Source organism: Pseudonocardia sp. T1-2H (genome assembly GCF_038039215.1).
Lineage (GTDB): Bacteria > Actinomycetota > Actinomycetes > Mycobacteriales > Pseudonocardiaceae > Pseudonocardia.
On record NZ_JBBPCL010000001.1, the window covers coordinates 2,110,983 to 2,127,652 of the forward strand.

At 72.4% G+C, this 16,670-nt stretch carries 15 protein-coding genes and 1 pseudogene; 9 read left to right on the forward strand and 7 right to left on the reverse strand.

Annotation, left to right across the window (positions count from 1 at the left end):
* Positions 1–9 precede the first annotated feature (9 nt).
* The 3 genes from WBK50_RS10535 to WBK50_RS10545 are packed head-to-tail and all read right to left on the reverse strand — an operon-like array spanning position 10 to position 2,989.
* On the reverse strand, positions 10–1,086 hold the full coding sequence (locus tag WBK50_RS10535; protein ID WP_341335415.1) for a Gfo/Idh/MocA family protein: 1,077 nt from the start codon (positions 1,084–1,086) through the stop codon (positions 10–12).
* 50 nt (positions 1,087–1,136) lie between these two features.
* Complete coding sequence (locus tag WBK50_RS10540; RefSeq protein WP_341335416.1) at positions 1,137–1,586, reverse strand: type II 3-dehydroquinate dehydratase; 450 nt, start codon at positions 1,584–1,586, stop codon at positions 1,137–1,139.
* Between the two features lie 44 nt (positions 1,587–1,630).
* Positions 1,631–2,989 (reverse strand): MFS transporter, encoded by a 1,359-nt coding sequence (locus tag WBK50_RS10545; RefSeq protein WP_341335417.1) that lies wholly within the window; start codon positions 2,987–2,989, stop codon positions 1,631–1,633.
* A gap of 227 nt (positions 2,990–3,216) precedes the next feature.
* Here WBK50_RS10545 and WBK50_RS10550 point away from each other — a divergent pair.
* From WBK50_RS10550 to WBK50_RS10565, 4 genes and pseudogenes are all read left to right on the forward strand, one after another.
* Positions 3,217–3,366, forward strand: a pseudogene (locus tag WBK50_RS10550) (helix-turn-helix domain-containing protein); the annotation flags it as partial.
* A 241-nt stretch (positions 3,367–3,607) separates the two neighbouring features.
* The gene (locus tag WBK50_RS10555) at positions 3,608–3,997 is read left to right on the forward strand and encodes an IclR family transcriptional regulator domain-containing protein (protein ID WP_341335418.1); all 390 of its coding nucleotides are present in this window, start codon (positions 3,608–3,610) and stop codon (positions 3,995–3,997) included.
* Between the two features lie 45 nt (positions 3,998–4,042).
* Positions 4,043–4,897, forward strand: a complete 855-nt coding sequence (locus WBK50_RS10560) for a sugar phosphate isomerase/epimerase family protein (RefSeq protein ID WP_341335419.1) — start codon at positions 4,043–4,045, stop codon at positions 4,895–4,897.
* Positions 4,898–5,002: 105 nt separating this feature from the next.
* Positions 5,003–5,953 carry a carbon-nitrogen hydrolase family protein gene (locus tag WBK50_RS10565; RefSeq protein WP_341335420.1) on the forward strand — a complete coding sequence of 317 codons (951 nt, stop codon included), beginning with the start codon at positions 5,003–5,005 and terminating at the stop codon, positions 5,951–5,953.
* 5 nt (positions 5,954–5,958) lie between these two features.
* Here WBK50_RS10565 and ptsP read toward each other — a convergent pair whose 3' ends face one another.
* The 3 genes from ptsP to WBK50_RS10580 are packed head-to-tail and all read right to left on the reverse strand — an operon-like array spanning position 5,959 to position 10,102.
* Positions 5,959–8,430 (reverse strand): phosphoenolpyruvate--protein phosphotransferase, encoded by a 2,472-nt coding sequence (gene ptsP, locus WBK50_RS10570; RefSeq protein WP_341335421.1) that lies wholly within the window; start codon positions 8,428–8,430, stop codon positions 5,959–5,961.
* Between the two features lie 3 nt (positions 8,431–8,433).
* Complete coding sequence (dhaL, locus tag WBK50_RS10575; RefSeq protein WP_341335422.1) at positions 8,434–9,099, reverse strand: dihydroxyacetone kinase subunit DhaL; 666 nt, start codon at positions 9,097–9,099, stop codon at positions 8,434–8,436.
* A gap of 1 nt (position 9,100) precedes the next feature.
* Complete coding sequence (locus WBK50_RS10580) at positions 9,101–10,102, reverse strand: dihydroxyacetone kinase subunit DhaK (RefSeq protein ID WP_341339356.1); 1,002 nt, start codon at positions 10,100–10,102, stop codon at positions 9,101–9,103.
* Between the two features lie 266 nt (positions 10,103–10,368).
* On the opposite strand from WBK50_RS10580, the gene WBK50_RS10585 reads away from it, so the two are divergent.
* The 5 genes from WBK50_RS10585 (at position 10,369) to WBK50_RS10605 (ending at position 15,911) form a co-directional block, all read left to right on the forward strand.
* Positions 10,369–11,955 carry a sugar ABC transporter ATP-binding protein gene (locus WBK50_RS10585; protein WP_341335423.1) on the forward strand — a complete coding sequence of 529 codons (1,587 nt, stop codon included), beginning with the start codon at positions 10,369–10,371 and terminating at the stop codon, positions 11,953–11,955.
* Entirely contained in the window at positions 11,955–13,049 is a 1,095-nt protein-coding gene (locus tag WBK50_RS10590) for an ABC transporter permease (RefSeq protein ID WP_341335424.1), read from the forward strand. The genes WBK50_RS10585 and WBK50_RS10590 overlap by 1 nt, the downstream gene beginning before the upstream one ends.
* Positions 13,046–14,101: an ABC transporter permease gene (locus tag WBK50_RS10595; RefSeq protein WP_341335425.1), complete on the forward strand. Its 1,056-nt coding sequence runs from the start codon at positions 13,046–13,048 to the stop codon at positions 14,099–14,101. Before WBK50_RS10590 ends, WBK50_RS10595 begins: the two co-directional genes overlap by 4 nt.
* Positions 14,102–14,156: 55 nt before the next feature.
* On the forward strand, positions 14,157–15,314 hold the full coding sequence (locus WBK50_RS10600) for a sugar ABC transporter substrate-binding protein (RefSeq protein ID WP_341335426.1): 1,158 nt from the start codon (positions 14,157–14,159) through the stop codon (positions 15,312–15,314).
* A 198-nt stretch (positions 15,315–15,512) separates the two neighbouring features.
* Positions 15,513–15,911, forward strand: a complete 399-nt coding sequence (locus WBK50_RS10605; RefSeq protein ID WP_341335427.1) for a YybH family protein — start codon at positions 15,513–15,515, stop codon at positions 15,909–15,911.
* On the opposite strand, the gene WBK50_RS10610 is transcribed toward WBK50_RS10605, so the two are convergent.
* Complete coding sequence (locus WBK50_RS10610; protein ID WP_341335428.1) at positions 15,908–16,444, reverse strand: DUF1440 domain-containing protein; 537 nt, start codon at positions 16,442–16,444, stop codon at positions 15,908–15,910. The two genes, WBK50_RS10605 and WBK50_RS10610, sit on opposite strands and share 4 nt — an antisense overlap.
* Positions 16,445–16,670 lie beyond the last annotated feature (226 nt).

Here is a 16,670-nt window from a genome sequence, read left to right on the forward strand (position 1 = left end):
TCGCCCTCGCTACGCCAGGATCCGGTCGGTGTCCGCCGCGTGCGAGACCGCGATGCTCTGGGGCGTGGCTCGGGTCCGGGTGCGTGCAGCGGACTGGGCGGCCTCCACCGCGGCCAGGGAGCGCCCGGCATCGGCGACGGAGACGATCGGTGCCTCCTGATGCCGAGCGACCCCGATGAAGTGCTGGAGCTGGTTCTGCAGCGAGCCCCCTCGCGGGCGGGTGAGGTAGTCGGAGGTGAGGGGGGCACGCCAGTCGGCCTGCCCCGGATAGGTCCAGCGCTGCAGTTTCGGGACGGTGAGCGACCCGTGGGTGCCGGCGATGAAGTAGCTGGGCTGATCGGGCTGTTCGGCGAACTGCGGGTCGTCGCCGGCGTTCTGGTCCCAGCCCCACGGAGCGGTGACGGCGTCGGACCCGGTGAGGGTGCCGATCGCGCCGGACTCGAACTCCAGCAGCAGGCCGGCCGTGTCCTCGACCTCGAACCCGCGAACCGCGTTGCTGGTCACGGCCTGGATGGCCGTGATCTCACCGCAGAGGTGCCGGAGCACGTCGAGGTCGTGGACGAGGTTGATCAGCAGGACCCCGGCTCCGGGGCGGCGTCGCCAGCCGTCGAAGTACTCGTCCTGTTTCCGGGTCAGCCACAGCGCGGTGATCGCCACGACCCGCCCCAGGGAGCCGGAGCCGATCGCGTGGTGGGCCTGCTGGATCAGCGGGTGGTGGCGGCGGTGGTGGCCGACCAGCACGGGCACGCCCGACCGGTCCACGGCGTCGGCGAGCCTGCGCACCTCGGCGATGTCGATCCCGACGGGCTTCTCCAGCAGCGCCGGGACACCGGCGGACAGGACGTCCAGGGTGGTGGGGACGTGCTGGTCGTTCGGGTTGGCGATGATCACCGCGTCGACGCCCCCGTGCTCGAGGAGCGCGGCGTGGCTGTCGTGCAGCCGCGCCCCCGTCTCGGCGGCGAGGGTCGTGTCGACCGGGTCGGCGATCGCGACGAGCTCGGCGCCGGGGTTCGCGGCGATGGCGATCGCGTGGCTGCGGCCCATGCGGCCGGCCCCGATGAGCCCGATGCGCAGAGGTGTGGGCACGGCGTGTCCTTTCCGTGGATGCCGATCTGAGGTACCTGGAGCGTGCGGCCTCAGCCGGCGGGCGTCGCTTCGTCGATCTTGTGGAAGATCGCTTCGAGTGCGTAGGAGTAGCCGCGCCAGCCGGCTCCGGTGATGTAGACGGCGGCGGTGCTGGCGAAGATGTCGTCGCGTTCCTTGCCGTCGATGGCGTGGTACTGCGAGATGTGCACGACGGCGAAGGGGTAACCGGGATCCCGGACGGCGTCGAGCAAGGAGTAGCCGGCAGCGGTGAGGCCGGCGGGGTTGATGACGATCCCGTCGAACTCGTGCTGGTGTTCGTGGATCCAGTCGATGAGCGCGTACTCGGCGTTGGACTGGAAATGCATGGCCTGGACGCCGAGCCGGGCTGCGGCTTCGTCGACGTGCTTGGTGATGTCGGCCAGGGTCGTGGTGCCGTACTTGTCGGGGCGCCGGACACCGAGCCGGTTGAGGTTCGGGCCGTGCAGGACCGCGATGCGCATCTCGGTCACCTTTCGTCGAGGGAGTCGTGGTTCGTCTGCGCCGGTCAGGCGGGAATCCGGGCGCTCTCATCCTTCGGGGTCCGCACGCCGAGAAGGGCCATCGGGGTGCGGAAGGTCTCGCGCATCCCCAGGGTGGCGGCCGCGGAGACGGCGCAGCAGGCCAGGACGAGGAGCGCGACCGGGAGCCAGCCGCCGGTGCCTTCGCCGGCGACGGCGGCGGCGAGGGTGGGCATGAACCCGGAGAGCGCGAACCCGATCTGGGTGCCGATGGCCATGCCGGAGAGCCGGACCCTGGTCGGGAGCTGCTCGCCGTAGAGGGCGGGGAAGACCCCGTTCTGGGCGTGGTAGACCACGCCGGACATCAGGATGCCGAAGACGAAGAACAACGCGACCACGCCGGTGGAGAGCGACCACAGGTAGGCGAACATCAGGCCGGCGCTGCCGAGGACGCCGAAGAGGTACACGGGCTTGCGGCCGACCCGGTCGGCGAGCCTGGCCCACCCGGTGATGGAGAAGAGCGCGACGAACGCGGCGGCGACCGTCAGCCACAGCATGGTCGAGCGGGGGACGCCGACGGTGCCGGTGGCGAAGGACAGCGCATAGACACCGAAGATCGTGGAGACGGTGGAGACCAGCGAGCTGAGCGCGATGCGGAGGACATCGGCCCAGTGCTCGCGGAAGAGTACGGCCAGGGGAAGCTTCTCGACCTCGTCCTTCGCGGCTTCTTCCTCGAAGACCGGGGTCTCGGTCAGCGATCGACGGATGACCAGCCCGGCCGCCACGACGACGGCGCTCAGCCAGAACGGGACGCGCCATCCCCAGGACAGCAGGGCCTCGTCCGGCAGTGCGGCCACCGGGATGAAGACACCGCTGGAGAGGATGAGGCCCAGCTGGGTGCCGCTGAGGGTGAAGCTGGTGAAGAAGGACCGCTGGTGGTCCGGGGCGTGTTCGAGCGTCATGGAGTTCGCGCCGGCCTGCTCGCCCGACGCGGAGAACCCCTGCAGCAGCCGCAGCACGACCAGCAGGATCGGGGCCCACACGCCGATCGAGGCGTAGGTGGGCAGGCAGCCGACCAGGAACGTCGAGACGCCCATGAGGAGCAGCGTGAAGATGAGGATCTTCTTGCGGCCGTAGCGGTCGCCGAAGTGCCCGAGCACGAACGCCCCGACCGGCCGGGCGACGTAGCCGACACCGAAGGTGGCCAGGGCCAACAGGGTCCCTGTGGCCGCGCTGCTGGTGGGGAAGAAGACCTTGTTGAACACGAGCGCCGCAGCGGTGCCGTAGATGTAGAAGTCGTAGTACTCGAGGGCACTGCCCACGAAGGCGGCCACGGCGGCCCGCCTGGGGCGCTTCCGGCCTGCCGTCGGACCGTCCGAAGGGGCGGCGACGAAGGAGTCGGTCATCAGTTCTCCCGGAGCGTCTTCGCTCACGAGGCCGTCGCATCACGGCGTCCTCGGTGCGTATGCGGTGAGTGGGTGTCGACGGACGGCCGGTCCAGCGACGCGACGGACGCTAACACGATTTGGAATGCTGTTCCATAGTGGAAGTCCGTTCAGATCTTCCGTTACGGTGGGTACGACCTCGACGCCGCCGCGCTCGAGCAGGTTCCGCACCCGAGGAGGGGTTGGCCGTGAGCAGTGCGCTGGTACGCGGGATGGCCGTGGTCGAGACGCTGGCCGGACGGGTCGGGGGTCTCGCGTTGTCGGAGATCGCGGACTCCCTGGGCATCCCGCGAAGTGCGACCCACCGGCTGCTCGCCGATCTCGCCGGTGGCGGCTACGTGCGCCAGGACGCCGAGTCGGGCAACTACATGCTCACGCTGAGGTTCGTCGCGCTCGGTCTCAAACACCTGGCCGCCAACGACCTCGCCCAGCTGGCCAAGCCCGTCCTCGAGCAGCTCGCCGAGACGCCCGGAGAGCTGGTCCGGCTGAGCCTGGTCGACGGCACCGACCTGGTCTGGGTCTCGAAGTTCCAGGGGAGCTCGCTCGGGCCTGCGCTACGACCCCGACACCGGATCCACTGTGCGGCTGAGCTGCTCGGCCAGCGGTCACGCGTGGCTCGCCGATCTGCCCGAGGACGAGGCCCTCTCGATGATCTACCGGCAGGGCATCGGCAGCCTCGAGGAGTACGGGCCGGCGGCTCCGCAGGAGCTCGACGACATCCGTGAGCGGCTGCGAACGACCCGCGAGCGTGGTTACGCCACCGTCCACGACACCTTCGAGGCGGGCACCTCCGCCATGGCGGTCGCGGTGCGTGCCGACCAGGGAGCCGTCGTCGGCGTGATCAGCATCGCCGGTCCGTCCGTCCGGCTCACACCTGAGCGCATGTCCGAGTTCGCGCCCGAACTCCAGGCCGCCGCCGAGGACCTGTCCGGTCTGAGCCTGCCGGACCACCGGCCGGTCCCGGCCTGAGCCTCACTCCCACTTCCAAAGACCGACCGTACGACCGGGAGCCTCATGAAGACCGCCATCGATTCCTACTGCTACCACCGCTACTTCGGCGAGATCTATCCCGGTCTGGAGGAGGCCCCGGCCGCGCGGATGAGCGTGGAGGACTTCATCGACCGCGCCGCCGGTCACCAGGTGGAAGGCATCAGCATCGAGCACTTCGCCCTGGACGACGCCTCCCCGGTGCACCTCGACCAGCTCCGCACTCGCATCGACGGGTACGGCATGGAGCTGGTCTGGGCCTGGGGGCACCCCGACGGCCTCGGCTCCGGTACCCGCCCTGACGCGCTGCCCGATCTGGTCGCGAACCTCGACGTTGCCCGGCGGCTCGGCGCCCGCGTGATGCGGATCTGCGCCGGCGGGCGCCGGACCCGCCCCGACAGCTGGCGTGAGCACCGCCGGAACCTGCTTCCCCTGCTGCGCGAAGCCACCGCGGAGGCCGAGCGCCGCGGGGTCGTCCTCGCGATGGAGAACCATGCCGACCTGCTCGCGCACGAGGCCGTCGAACTCGTGGAGGCGGTGGACAGCCCCGCTCTGGGCCTCTGCCTCGACACGGGGAACAACCTGCGGATGCTCGAGGACGTCATGCCCGCCATCGAGCTGCTCGCCCCCTACGCCAGAGCCGTGCACCTCAAGGACATCGCCGCATATCAGGGCGATCCGCACACGTTCGGGTTCTGGCCGAGTGTCGAGACCGGAACCGGCCTGATCGACGTTCCCCGTGCTCTCCGCGCCCTGGACGCCGCCGGCTACACCGGGCTCCTCGCGGTCGAGATCGACTACCTGATGCCCGGCACGGGGAGCGAGGACGAGGTCCTCCGGCGCAGCCTCGACTATCTCACCAAGACCCTCGCCGGCCTCTGAGACCGAGTAGACGCCGCCCGCCGTGACGCACGGCGACCACCCGGCTACCGGACGCCGCGCCCCTCCTGTGAAGATTCGGGCGTTCGGCGAACGAGAGGGACAGCGATGAGCACGACGGATCCGTCGGAGGCGCGGCGGGTCGCCGCCGTCCAGCTGCAGGCCGTGCTGGGCGACGTCGACGCGAACCTCGAGCAGGCGGGGCGGCTGGTGTCCGAGGCCGCCCGCGACGGCGCCGAGTGGATCGCCCTGCCGGAGTTCTTCACCAGCGGGGTGGCGTTCCTGCCGTCGGTCGCCGCGGCGGCGCAGCCGATCGACGGGCCCGCCGTGCAGGCGATGCAGAGCTGGGCCGCGGCGCACGACGTCCTGCTCAGCGGCAGCCTCCTGGTGCGTGACCCCGACGGGGAGGTGCGTAACGCCGTCCTGCTCGTGGACCGCACCGGTATCCGCGGCCGCCACGACAAGGACCTCCCGACGATGTGGGAGAACGCCCTGTACGTCGGTGGTTCGGACGACGGCGTGGTCGTCGTCGACGACACCACGATCGGGCTGGCGGTCTGCTGGGAGCTGACGCGCCGACAGACGGTCACCCGCCTCGCCGGCCGCGTCGACGTGGTGCTCGGCGGAAGCGGCTGGTGGACGGTCCCGCGCTGGCAGCCACGTCGGGTGTTCGACGCGTGGGACGCGGCCAACACTGCGCGGGCGACTGAGGCACCGGCGCGCTTCGCCCGGCACGTCGGGGCTGCGGTGGTGCACGCGTCCCACAGCGGCGAGGTGGCGTGCCCCATGCCCGGGTTGCCGCCGCTGCGCTACCGGGGTCGCTTCGTGCCCGCGACCGGTGTCTGGTCCGCCGACGGGACCGTCCTCGCGATGGCTCCGACGCCGGAACCGCAGGTGGTGGTCGCCGACCTGCCACTGCGCCGCTCGGCCCCGGTGCCGCCGCCCGGCTCGTACTGGCTGACCCCGCCCGGGCCGCTGCCGCTGTTCGCCTGGCACCAGCAGCGCTGGCACGGCCGGCGGTGGTACGCGAAGCACCAGCGCTCCGCGCCCGTCGCCTGAGGCCCTCAGCCCGCCGGGCTGATCAGCTCCCGGACGCGGGCGGGGCCGTCGGCGGCTAGCGCCCGCGCGGCCAGCGCCGCGGCCGCATCGCCGTCCACCGCCCGCACCGCCTGCTTGACCCCGGGCACCGCGGCCGGGCCGACGCTCAGCTCCCGCACGCCGAGCCCGATCAGCACCGCCGCGGCGTGCTCGTCCGCGGCGAGCTCACCGCACACCGCGACGAGCGCGTGGCCGTCGGCGCCGCGGCAGACGAAGTCGATCAGCCGCAGCACGCCCGGGTCGAGTGGGTCGCCGAGCCCGGCCACGGCAGGGTTGCCGCGCTCCGCGGCCAGCGCGTACTGCGTCAGGTCGTTCGTCCCGATGCTGAAGAAGTCGACGTGCGGGGCGAAGGACGCGGCGCGCAGGGCCGCCGCCGGAACCTCCACCATCATCCCGACCTGCAGGTCGGGCGGGGTCCCGCGGCCGACGGCCGTGATCGCCTCGTCGAGCAGGCGCCGGGCGTCGAGCAGCTCCTCGCACGTGCTCACCATGGGGAACATCAGGCTGACCGGCACGTCGTGGGCGACCCGCACGACGGCGAGCAGCTGCTCGGCCAGCAGCTGGGGCCTGGCCAGCGAGAGCCGGAGCCCCCGCACGCCGAGGAACGGGTTCGCCTCGACCGGTCCGGGCAGGTAGGGCAGCGGCTTGTCCCCGCCGACGTCGAGGGTGCGCAGCGTGATCCGCCTGCCGCCGAACGCCTTCGCGATCTCCCGGTAGACGCGCTCCTGCTCGTCGACGTCGGGGGCCTGCGTGCGCCCCAGGAACAGGAACTCGGTCCGCACGAGACCGGCCAGGTCCGCTCCGGCCGCAGCGGCGGACCGGGCTTCGGCGGGCGACCCGACGTTCGCGCCCACAAGGACGTGCACGCCGTCGCCGGTCACGGCCGGCGACGCGGACTCGGCGAGCGCGTGGCGGTTCCGCTCGGCGAGGGCGGCACCTCGCGCCCGGAACCGGTCGGTGACCTCGGGGGAGGGGTCGACGACGAGCTCGCCGGTGCCACCGTCGACCGCCAGCAGCGTGCCGGGGTCGAGGCCCAGGACGGCGGGGCCCGCCCCGCAGATCACCGGGATGCCGCGGGCACGGGCCAGGATCGCGCTGTGCGCGGTCGGGCTGCCGAACGCGAGCACGATCGCGACGACCCGGTCGGTGTCCAGCGCCGCCACCTCGGCCGGGGCCAGGTCACCCGCGACCACCACGCCGCTCAGGTCCGGCCCGGTCCCCTTCTCCCCGTGCAGCGCGCGCAGGACCTGCTGCCCGACGTCGTACACGTCGGCCGCCCGTGCCCGCAGGTACGGGTCGGCCAGGGCCTCCAGCTCGCCCGCCACCCGCAGGACGGCGGCGCACCACGCGGGTTCCGCCGCCCGGCCCGCGCGGATCCGCGCGCGGGCGTCGTCGAGCAGGTCGGGATCGGCGAGGAGGACGAGGTGGGCGTCGAAGATCGCCGCGGCGTCGGTGTCGGGGTGCCCGGCCATGTCGTCACGGACCCGCCGGATCTCGCCCCGCGCGGTGGTCAGGGCGTCGTCGAGCCGGGCGAGGTCCGCCTCCGGGGAGTCCGTGCCGGCGTCGGGCACGTCGAAGGCGTCCACCGGGGTGTCGGACGCGTGCGGAAGGGCGGCGGGGCCGACCCCGATTCCCGGGGCGGCGCCGAGAGGCCCTCCTCGATGACCCGCCGAGGCCGGTGACACAGGTTCCGGGTCTCTGGTGGACTCGCCGAAGGCGTCGGCGGCGAGCGCGACCAGCTCGTCGACACACATGCGGGCCTGGGGCCCCTCGGCACGCACCTCGACCTCGTGACCCTGCAGGACGGCAAGGGTGGCCACCTTGGACAGGCTCGTCGCAGGTACCCACGCCGAACCGGCGGTCGCGTTGCGCAGGTGCACCCGGGCATCCAGCGCGGCCACCCGGCGCACGAGGCGTGCCGCGGGGCGGGCGTGCAGTCCGTGGGCGTTCGTGACGACGAAGGATCCTTCGATTCCGCTGGGCCCCTCGGGACCGGCGTGGGAAGCCGGTTCCGCCGGAGCCGGGGCCGGAGCGGTCCCGACGTGGGACTGCTTGGCCTGCAGCGCAGCCTCGGCCTCGGCGGCGACCTCGGTGGGGGAGCAGCCGCCTGCAGCGGCGACGGCCGCCACGACCAGCCCCTCGACCAACGGCCCCGCGCACAGCAGGGTGCGCTCCCGCACGTCGTCGTCGAGCATGTCCAGCGCCAGCTCGGCCGAGAGAACGGCGCTGCCCAGGTCCATGAGCACGACGACGCCGTCACCCCGGTCGGCGTCGGTCACCGCGTCGAGGATCTGCACGGCGTCGGTGCCGAACGTGGTCTCGTCCAGCCCGGCGGCGACGACCATCCGCACGTCCTGGTCGTGGACCATCTCCCCGGCCAGGGCCACGGCCGCGTCGGCCAGCGCGCGGCTGTGGGACACCACGACGATCCCTGTCATGGCTCAGGCCTGCCCGTCGGCGCCCGTGCCGAGCGCGGCGGCCGCCGCCTCCACGAGCAGTGTCGCCGACGCCGAGCCGGGGTCCTGGTGACCGATGCTGCGTTCACCCAGGTAGCTGGCCCGGCCCTTGCGGGCGATCCGGCCGGCGGTGGCGTCGCGGCCCGCGGCTGCGGCGGCCGCCGCCGCGGCGAGCGCGGTGGCCGGTGCGGCGCCGGCCGCCAGCCGGGCCTCCAGCGCGTCGACCGCAGGGGCCAGGGCGTCGACCATCGTCTTGTCGCCGATCTCGGTGCGCCCGCGAGCGGCCACGCCTTCAAGCCCGGCGCGCAGGGCCTTCGCGAACCCGGCGGCGTCGAGCGGACCGGCGTCACCGGCGGTGGCGGCCATGCGCAGGAACAGGGTGCCGTAGAGCGGGCCCGCGGCGCCGCCGACGGTGCTCACCAGGGTGCGCCCCACGAGCTTGAGCAGCGGTCCCGGTTCCGTGCCTGCGTCGGCGTCGATCGCCGCGACCACCGCGGCCATCCCGCGGTGCATGTTGGACCCGTGGTCCGCGTCGCCGATCTCGGAGTCGAGCGCCGTGAGGTGGTCGCTGTTCTCGGCGACCCGGCGGGCGAACTCGTGCAGCCAGGCCCGCAGCGCGCGGCCGTCGATGGTGGTGCTGGTGTCGGTCATGTCACATCCCCCAACGCAGAGCGGCCGTGTGGACGGGTGCGTCCCACAGCGAGATCAGTTCGTCGTCGAGCTCGAGGACCGTGAGTGCGGCCCCCGACTGCTCCAGCGACGTGATGAAGTTGCCGACGATGCGGCGGACCGGCTCGACGCCCGCGTCGCGCAGACACCGGTCCACCTCGCCGTAGAGCAGGTGCAGCTCCGAGGACGGGGTGCCGCCCATGCCGCTGAGCATCGCCAGCACCGGGGCGCCCGGTGTGGGCGCCAGGTCGGTCAGCACCTCGGAGACGATCAGCGCGGCGAGCTCCCGGGCGCTGCGCATGGGTACCCGCCGGCGGCCGGGCTCGCCGCTGATGCCGATGCCCAGTTCGATCTCCCCGTCGGGCAGCGTGAAGATTGGCCGGCCGGCTACGGGCGGCGTGCACGAGGACAACCCGACTCCGAACGAGCGGGCGCGGTGGACGACGCGGCGCGCCACGCCCGCGACGGCGTCCAGCGGCTGCCCGCGCTCCGCCGCCGCCCCCGCGAGCTTCTCGACGAGCACGGTGGCGCCCAGTCCGCGGCGGCCGGCCGTGCCGGGCGTGTCGAGGACGGCCACGTCGTCGTTGACCACGACGGTCTCGACGACCGCTCCGTCGATGGCCGCCAGTTCGGCGGCCATCTCGAAGTTCATGACCTCGCCGGTGAAGTTCTTGACGACGTGCAGCACGCCGGCGCCGGCGTCGGCCGCGTGGGTGGCGGCGATGATCTGGTCGGGTACGGGGGAGCTGAACACCTGGCCCGGGGCCGCGGCGTCGAGCATCCCGTGGCCGACGAAACCGGTGTGCAGGGGCTCGCATCCCGAGCCGCCACCGGAGACCACGCCCACCTTGCCGGGGACCGGCCCGTCCGCCCGGACGACGATGCCGTTCGCCGTGTCGTAGCGCAGGACCCCGGGGTGGGCGGCCGCGAGGCCGACGAGGGAGTCCCGGACCGCCTCGCCGGGGTCGTTGAGGAACTTGCGCATGGTGGCCGTGGGCAACACGACGCCTCCTGTCGATCCGAAGGATGAGTGCGCGCGCCCTGGCGCGACGATGCGGGAGCAGGTTCTCAGGTGATCAGACCACTTGGCCGGGCCCGGCGTCAACGAGTCGTCGAAACCGCGGCCATGGGGGCGATGGACTGGGCCGTTTGCAGCATTGACGGTCCGCGAGGGGCCTGCTTATGGTCTGCGCCACTCTCATTGGTCAGACCACCTGGTCACCAGGTGGCCTCATAGGCGAGGCGGGCGACATGCCTGATCAGGACACGCAGGAGCCGGAGCCGCAGGAGCTGCTCCGGGTCGAGGGCGTGGTCAAGCACTACCCCGGGGTGGTGGCCCTGGGTGGGGTCTCCCTGGATGTGCGAGCGGGAGAGATCCACGCCCTGCTCGGTGAGAACGGTGCCGGCAAGTCGACGCTGATCAACGTCCTGTCGGGTACCACCCAGCCGACGTCGGGTCAGGTCCTCGTCGCAGGCGAACCGGTCCAGCTGCGGCGTCCCCGCGACGCCCAGGACCTCGGCATCACGACGATCCACCAGGAGCTGTCGCTGGCACCCGAGCTGACGGTGCTGCAGAACATCTTCCTCGGCCGTGAGCTGCGCCGTGGGCCCTTCGGCCGTGGCCTGCTCGACGAGCGCGCCATGAGCGCGCGCGTGCAGGGCGTCATCGCCGACTTCGGCCTGACCGAGCGCGACCTGCGCCGTCCCGTGGGCGAGTTCGGGGCCCTGACCCAGCACGTCGTCGAGATCATCAAGGCGCTCGCGTTCGACGCCCGCCTCGTCATCCTCGACGAGCCCACCTCCGGCCTCGCCGAGGAGGAGCGCGTCGTGCTGTTCGACCACATGCGCCGGCTGCGCGAGCGCGGTATCTCGCTGGTCTGGGTCACCCACCGCCTCGACGAGCTCTACGGGCTGGCCGACCGGATCACGGTGCTGCGCGACGGGCGCACCGTGGCGACGACCGACACCACGGAGTCGACGCCCGCGGACCTGGTCCGGCTGATGGTCGGGCGGAAGACCACGTCGCTCGGGGTGGTCGCCGAGGACCGGACGCCCGTCGAGCGGCCGGCCGGCCCCCGTGCCGAGGTGCTGCGCCTGGAGAACGTCTCCCGCCGCCCGGTGCTCCGGGACGTGAGCCTGACGATCGCGGGCGGCGAGATCCTCGGCGTCGCCGGGGTGGCCGGCGCGGGCCGCACCGAGCTGGCGCGGGTGATCCTCGGAGCCGACCGGATCGACGGCGGCCGCATCCTGGTCGACGGGGAGCCGGTGCGGATCAGGCACCCGCGCGACGCCTACCGGCTCGGCATCGCGATGGTGCCGGAGGAGCGCAAGACGCTGGGCATCCTGGCCGACTTCCCGCTCGACAAGAACACGACCGTCTCCCGGCTCGGCAAGGTGGCCCGGCTGGGGCTGATGCTCGACCGTCGCCGGGAGCGGGCCGTGACCCGCGACTACATCGACGAGCTGGGGGTCCGGACCAGCAGCGCCGGCGAGCGGATCCGCAACCTCAGCGGCGGCAACCAGCAGAAGATCGTCATCGCCCGCTGCCTGTTCACCGGACCGCGGTTGATCATCTTCGACGAACCGACGCAGGGCATCGACGTGGCGGCCAAGGCCGAGGTCTACCGGCTCATCCACCGCTTCGTCTCGGGTGGTGGCGCCGCGCTGGTGATCTCCTCGGAGATCCCGGAGCTGCTGCACGTCAGCGACCGCATCCTGGTGATGCGTGAGGGGGCGATCGCAGGGGAGGTCCGGCCGGACCTGCGCGGCGACGACCTCGAGGCCGACGAGCGGGTCTCCGCCGAGATCGTGTCCCTCGCGGCCCGGAGCGTGGCGTGATGAGCGCGTCCCGTCGCCTGGCTCGCGCCTTCGCCGTCGAGGGCGTCGCGGTCGCCGTGATCTTCGTCGGCATGGTCGTCTTCTTCTCGCTGGCGAGCCCGTTCTTCCTCACCGGTGGGAACATCGCCAACCTGCTGGTCGAGACGGTGATCATCGCCCTGCTCGCGGCCGGCATGGCGTTCGTCCTGGTGGTCGGGGGCATCGACCTCTCGGTGGGCTCGGTGACGGGCCTGAGCGCCGCCACCACGATGTGGGCGCTGATGGCGGGGCTGCCGTTGCCGGTCGGCCTGCTCGTCGGGATCGGGACCGGCCTCGTGGCCGGGGTCGTGAACGGCGCCGTCATCGCTCTGCTCGGGGTGAACGACTTCATCGTCACGCTCGCGATGCTCAGCGTGGGCGCCGGGCTGCTGCAGGTGGTGACCTCGGACGTGCAGCTCACGGGCGTGCAGTCCGACGCCTTCGCGTGGCTGACCCAGGGGAGCGTCCTCGGCGTGCCCGCTCCGGTGCTGATCGCCGTCGTCGTGGTGCTGGTGCTCGAGTTCGTCCTGGTCGCCACCCCGTTCGGGCGCTCCGCCTACGCGGCCGGCATCGGGCCGCGTGCGGCCGAGCTGGCCGGGGTGCCGGTGCGGCGGGTGCGGTTCGGGGTCTACGTGCTCTCCGGTGCGTGCGCCGGCGGGGCGGGCGTGCTGCTCGCCTCGAAACTGAACTCCGTGCAGTCGGGCCTCGGCAGCGGCTACGAGCTCACCGCAATCGCCGCCGCCGTCCTGGGTGGGATCAGCCTGGCCGGCGGGCGCGGCAGCGTGTGGCGGGCGGTGCTGGGCGCGGTGTTCCTCGGCACGCTCAGCCAGGGGTTGCAGCTGCTGGGTGTCGACCCGCTGTGGTTCACGATCGTCACCGGTCTGTCCATCGTCGCGGCCGTCGCGCTCGATCGGGTCGTCGGCCGCGTCGCGCTCTCGCGGCTGCTCGGCGCGGACCGGCCGGCCGACGGGCCCCCCGGCCCGAGCGCGCCCGTCCGCGGCCCGGCCCCCGAGAACGAGGATCCCCGACCTGTCCAGCCGCTCGCCGGCTCCGCCCGAGAGGCACGAACGTCATGACCTCGCTGACCACATCCCCGGCGACCTCGCCCGGAACCGCCCCGCCATCTCCCGTGGCCCGCCGCGGGCCCACCGGCCTGCTCCGCGAGGTCGTCCGGCGGCCGAGCGCCGGCGTGGTCGGGCTGCTCGTGCTCATCTGCGTGGTGATGACGTTCCTCGCGCCGGCCTTCCTGACCTACGGCAACTGGTACAACCTCGCCCAGCAGATGGTGTTCGTCGCGCTGCTGGCGATCGGGATGACGATCGTGCTCATCACCGGCGGGATCGACCTGTCGGTCGGCTCGGTGCTGGGCCTCAGTGCCGGGGTGATGGCCTACCTGGTCAACCAGGGCATGATGTTCGGCCTCTGTCTGCTGCTCGCCGTCGGCGCCGGGGCGGGCCTGGGCCTGGTCAACGGGTTGGTGGTCACCAAGCTCGGCATCCCCGACTTCGTCGCGACGCTCGCCATGCTCGGCGTCGCCGGCGGCCTGCTGTACCTGTGGACCGGGGGTGTGCCGTTCACCGGTTTCATGATCCCCGTCTACGACACGCTGGGGGGCGTGACGCCGCTGGTCGGGGACCTGACCGCCCCGATCCTGGCGATGGCGGTGATCGCGGTGGTCGTCGCGTTCATCATGCGCCGCACGAGCTTCGGACGGCACGCGTACGGCGTCGGCAGCAACCGCGAGGCCGCGCGGCTGTCCGGCGTGGACGTGGTCCGGGTGCGGATCACCGCCTACGTCCTCAGCGGCACGCTCGCCGCCTGCGCGGGCGTGCTGCTGGCCGGGCGCACCACGGCCGTCGCGCCGACCATCGGCGTCGGCTACGAGATCCAGGCCATCGCCGCGGCCGTCATCGGCGGCGCCGCGCTGGCCGGGGGCCGGGGCCGGGTCCTGGGCGCCGTGCTCGGCGCGCTGACGCTCACCGTCGCGAGCAACGTCATCAACCTCGCCTCCGTCAGCCCGACCTGGCAGCCGGTGGCGGTCGGCACGATTCTGCTGGTCGCCGTCGGGCTCGACCGCGCGAGCGCCTCTCTCTCCCGCCGTCTCGGCCGCGCCGCCCCGTCGCCGTGACGGCCCCTGCCCGCACCCGCCGCACTCCTCTCCGATCTCCGTCCTGGAGGACGCCGTGAACGACCCTTCCCTCCCGCCCGCCGCCGGCTCGCGGCGGTCCTTCCTGCGCCGGGCCGCCCTGGTGGGTGGCGCCGTCGGCTCCGGCGCCCTGCTCTCGGCCTGCAGCTCCAAGCAGGTCTCGGCCGCGTCCGCCGAGGGGGGCGGCGGTGGCACCGGCCTGGGGGGCGGGGGCGCCTACCAGGAGGCCGTTCGCAAGATCGTGGACGGACGCACCGTGCAGATCGGGTGGACCCCACCGGTCCTGTCGGAGTGGTACAGCCAGATGGAGGCGGCCGCCTTTCGCCGGATGGGCGAGTACGAGGACGCCTACGGCGTCCGCTGGAAGTGGGAACGGGCCTCTCCGACGGGCAACTTCAACGCCGTCGAGCAGCAGGTGCAGACGGTGCAGAGCTGGGTGCAGCGCAAGTTCGACGTGGTACTGATCTGCACCGGCGCCAACTTCGCCACGATGCAGGGCGTCTACAGCAAGGCCCTGGCGGCGGGCACGAAGATCTACCAGTTCAACCAGCCCGTCGAGATCTATCCGGTCGAGCAGCTGCAGGCGATCTCGAGCATCGGCTACGACAACCGCTGGCAGTCGGGTTACCTGTGCGGCAAGTACATCGCCGAGAAGCTCGGCGGTCAGGGCAAGATCCTCGAGATCACCGGGCCCCCCGGCTCGGACTGGTCCGCCGCGCGCCAGATCGGCTTCGAGAAGGCACTCGGCGAGCACCCCGGCCTCACCGTGGCCGGCACCGCGAACGGCGGCTACCTGAGGCAGCAGGGTCTCAGCGCCACCCAGGACCTGCTCACCCGGGACCCGGACATCCAGGCGATCTGGGGCGAGAACGAGGACATGGCCCTCGGTGCCTCGCAGGCCCTCGACGCCCGCGGCATCAAGCAGTGGGACGGCAAGGCCGGCGTCGTGGTGGTCGGCGCCGACGGGCTGGTGTCCGGCATGCAGGCCATCCGCAACGGCAAGCTGACCGCGAGCCTCGACGTCGGCAGCGTCGACCAGGCCATCACGTTCATCGACACGGTGTTCCACAACGCCGTCCTCGGCGAGACCGTCGCCAAGATCATCAACGTGCCGACGAGGGTGGTCGACAAGGGCAACGTGGACTACGCCGAGGCGTACCTGCAGTGGGCGCTCGGGAACACCCGGAAGTACTGACCGCTGCCCGGCCGTCGACGGCGGTGCCGCCTTCGCGTGGCGCCGCCGTCGAAGCGCCTGTAGCGCAGACGTACCGAATGCGACCCGGCAGCGGCCGTCTCGCGGTACCGCCCCCTCGTCGAAGCTCCTACCGTGCCCCTCGCCGTCAGCGCGCACCCGATGGGGGTGCGTCTCGGTCACAGGTAGGGGGAGATTCGAATGGTCCAGGCCGAGAGCGGGATCCGTACCGAGATCGATCAGGTCAACAGGCGGTTCGAGGAGGCGCTCGAGCAAGGGGATGCGGCCGCGGTCGGGTCGGTCTACACCGATGACGCTGTGCTGTTGCCGCCGAACGGGCCGATGACCAACGGCCGCGACGCCATCACGAAGTTCTGGCAGGGCGTCATGGACATGGGCCTGCGGGGAATCGAGCTGAGGACCCTCTCCTTCGTCCAGGACGGTGACGACGCGGCGCACGAGATCGGTACCGCGTCACTCGCGATCAAGCCCGAGGGTGGTGAGCCGATGACGGACTCCGTCAAGTACGTCGTGCTGTGGCGCCGGGAGGCCGCGGGGGAGTGGAAGTTGGCCGTCGACATCTGGAACGGCGCCGGCTAGCGGTGGGAGATCGGCTCGACGACGGCGCGCCGCAGCAGCTCCAGGGCGACACCGAACACCACATGTGAGGAGAACCCCCAGGCCACGGCCGAGGCCGGGAGCCGCCATGGCGGCTCCTGCAGGCCCTGGATCGGGAGCGCCGTGCCGTGGGTGAGGACGTACAGGGCGGCGCCCGCGAGGCTGCCCGCACCGCGGGCGATCTCCGGGCGGTGCTGCGTGAGGAGGGCGTAGGCGGCGCCCAGCCCTGCCCCGAACACGTAGTGGATGACGAGCGTGCCCTTCACCCGTTCGTCCCGGGTCGCGGGGCGATGCGCCACGGCCCGCGTCACGGAGTCGACGATGAGCGCGGGGGGCGCGTTGTCGGGGTGACCGGCCGGATCGGCCCCCACCATCTCCTTCTGCTCGGGCTTCGGTGGCCAGAGCCGCTCGGTGACCTGCTGCAGCCGAGGCTCACTGAGCGCCTTGATCCAGGCCGCGACGACGCCCGTCGCCGCGCCGGCGGCGGCCACCGCTGTACTCCGTGGTCGTTTCATGGGTGGCGGCCACCTTTCGGGTCGGGTGCGTCCGTGCCCGGTGTGGTAACCATCGGAGCTGCCGGCAAACGGAACCGGGCGAGGGCTCGGGTATCGGCCTGGCGCGGACCGGACCAGGCGGGATCGCGGGGCGTCGTGGGAGTATCGATCGGGCGCCCCACCGGGACCGCGCGCCCGGAACGTGAGGTGGATGTCGTGGCGGACCTCAACTTCTACTTCGATCCGG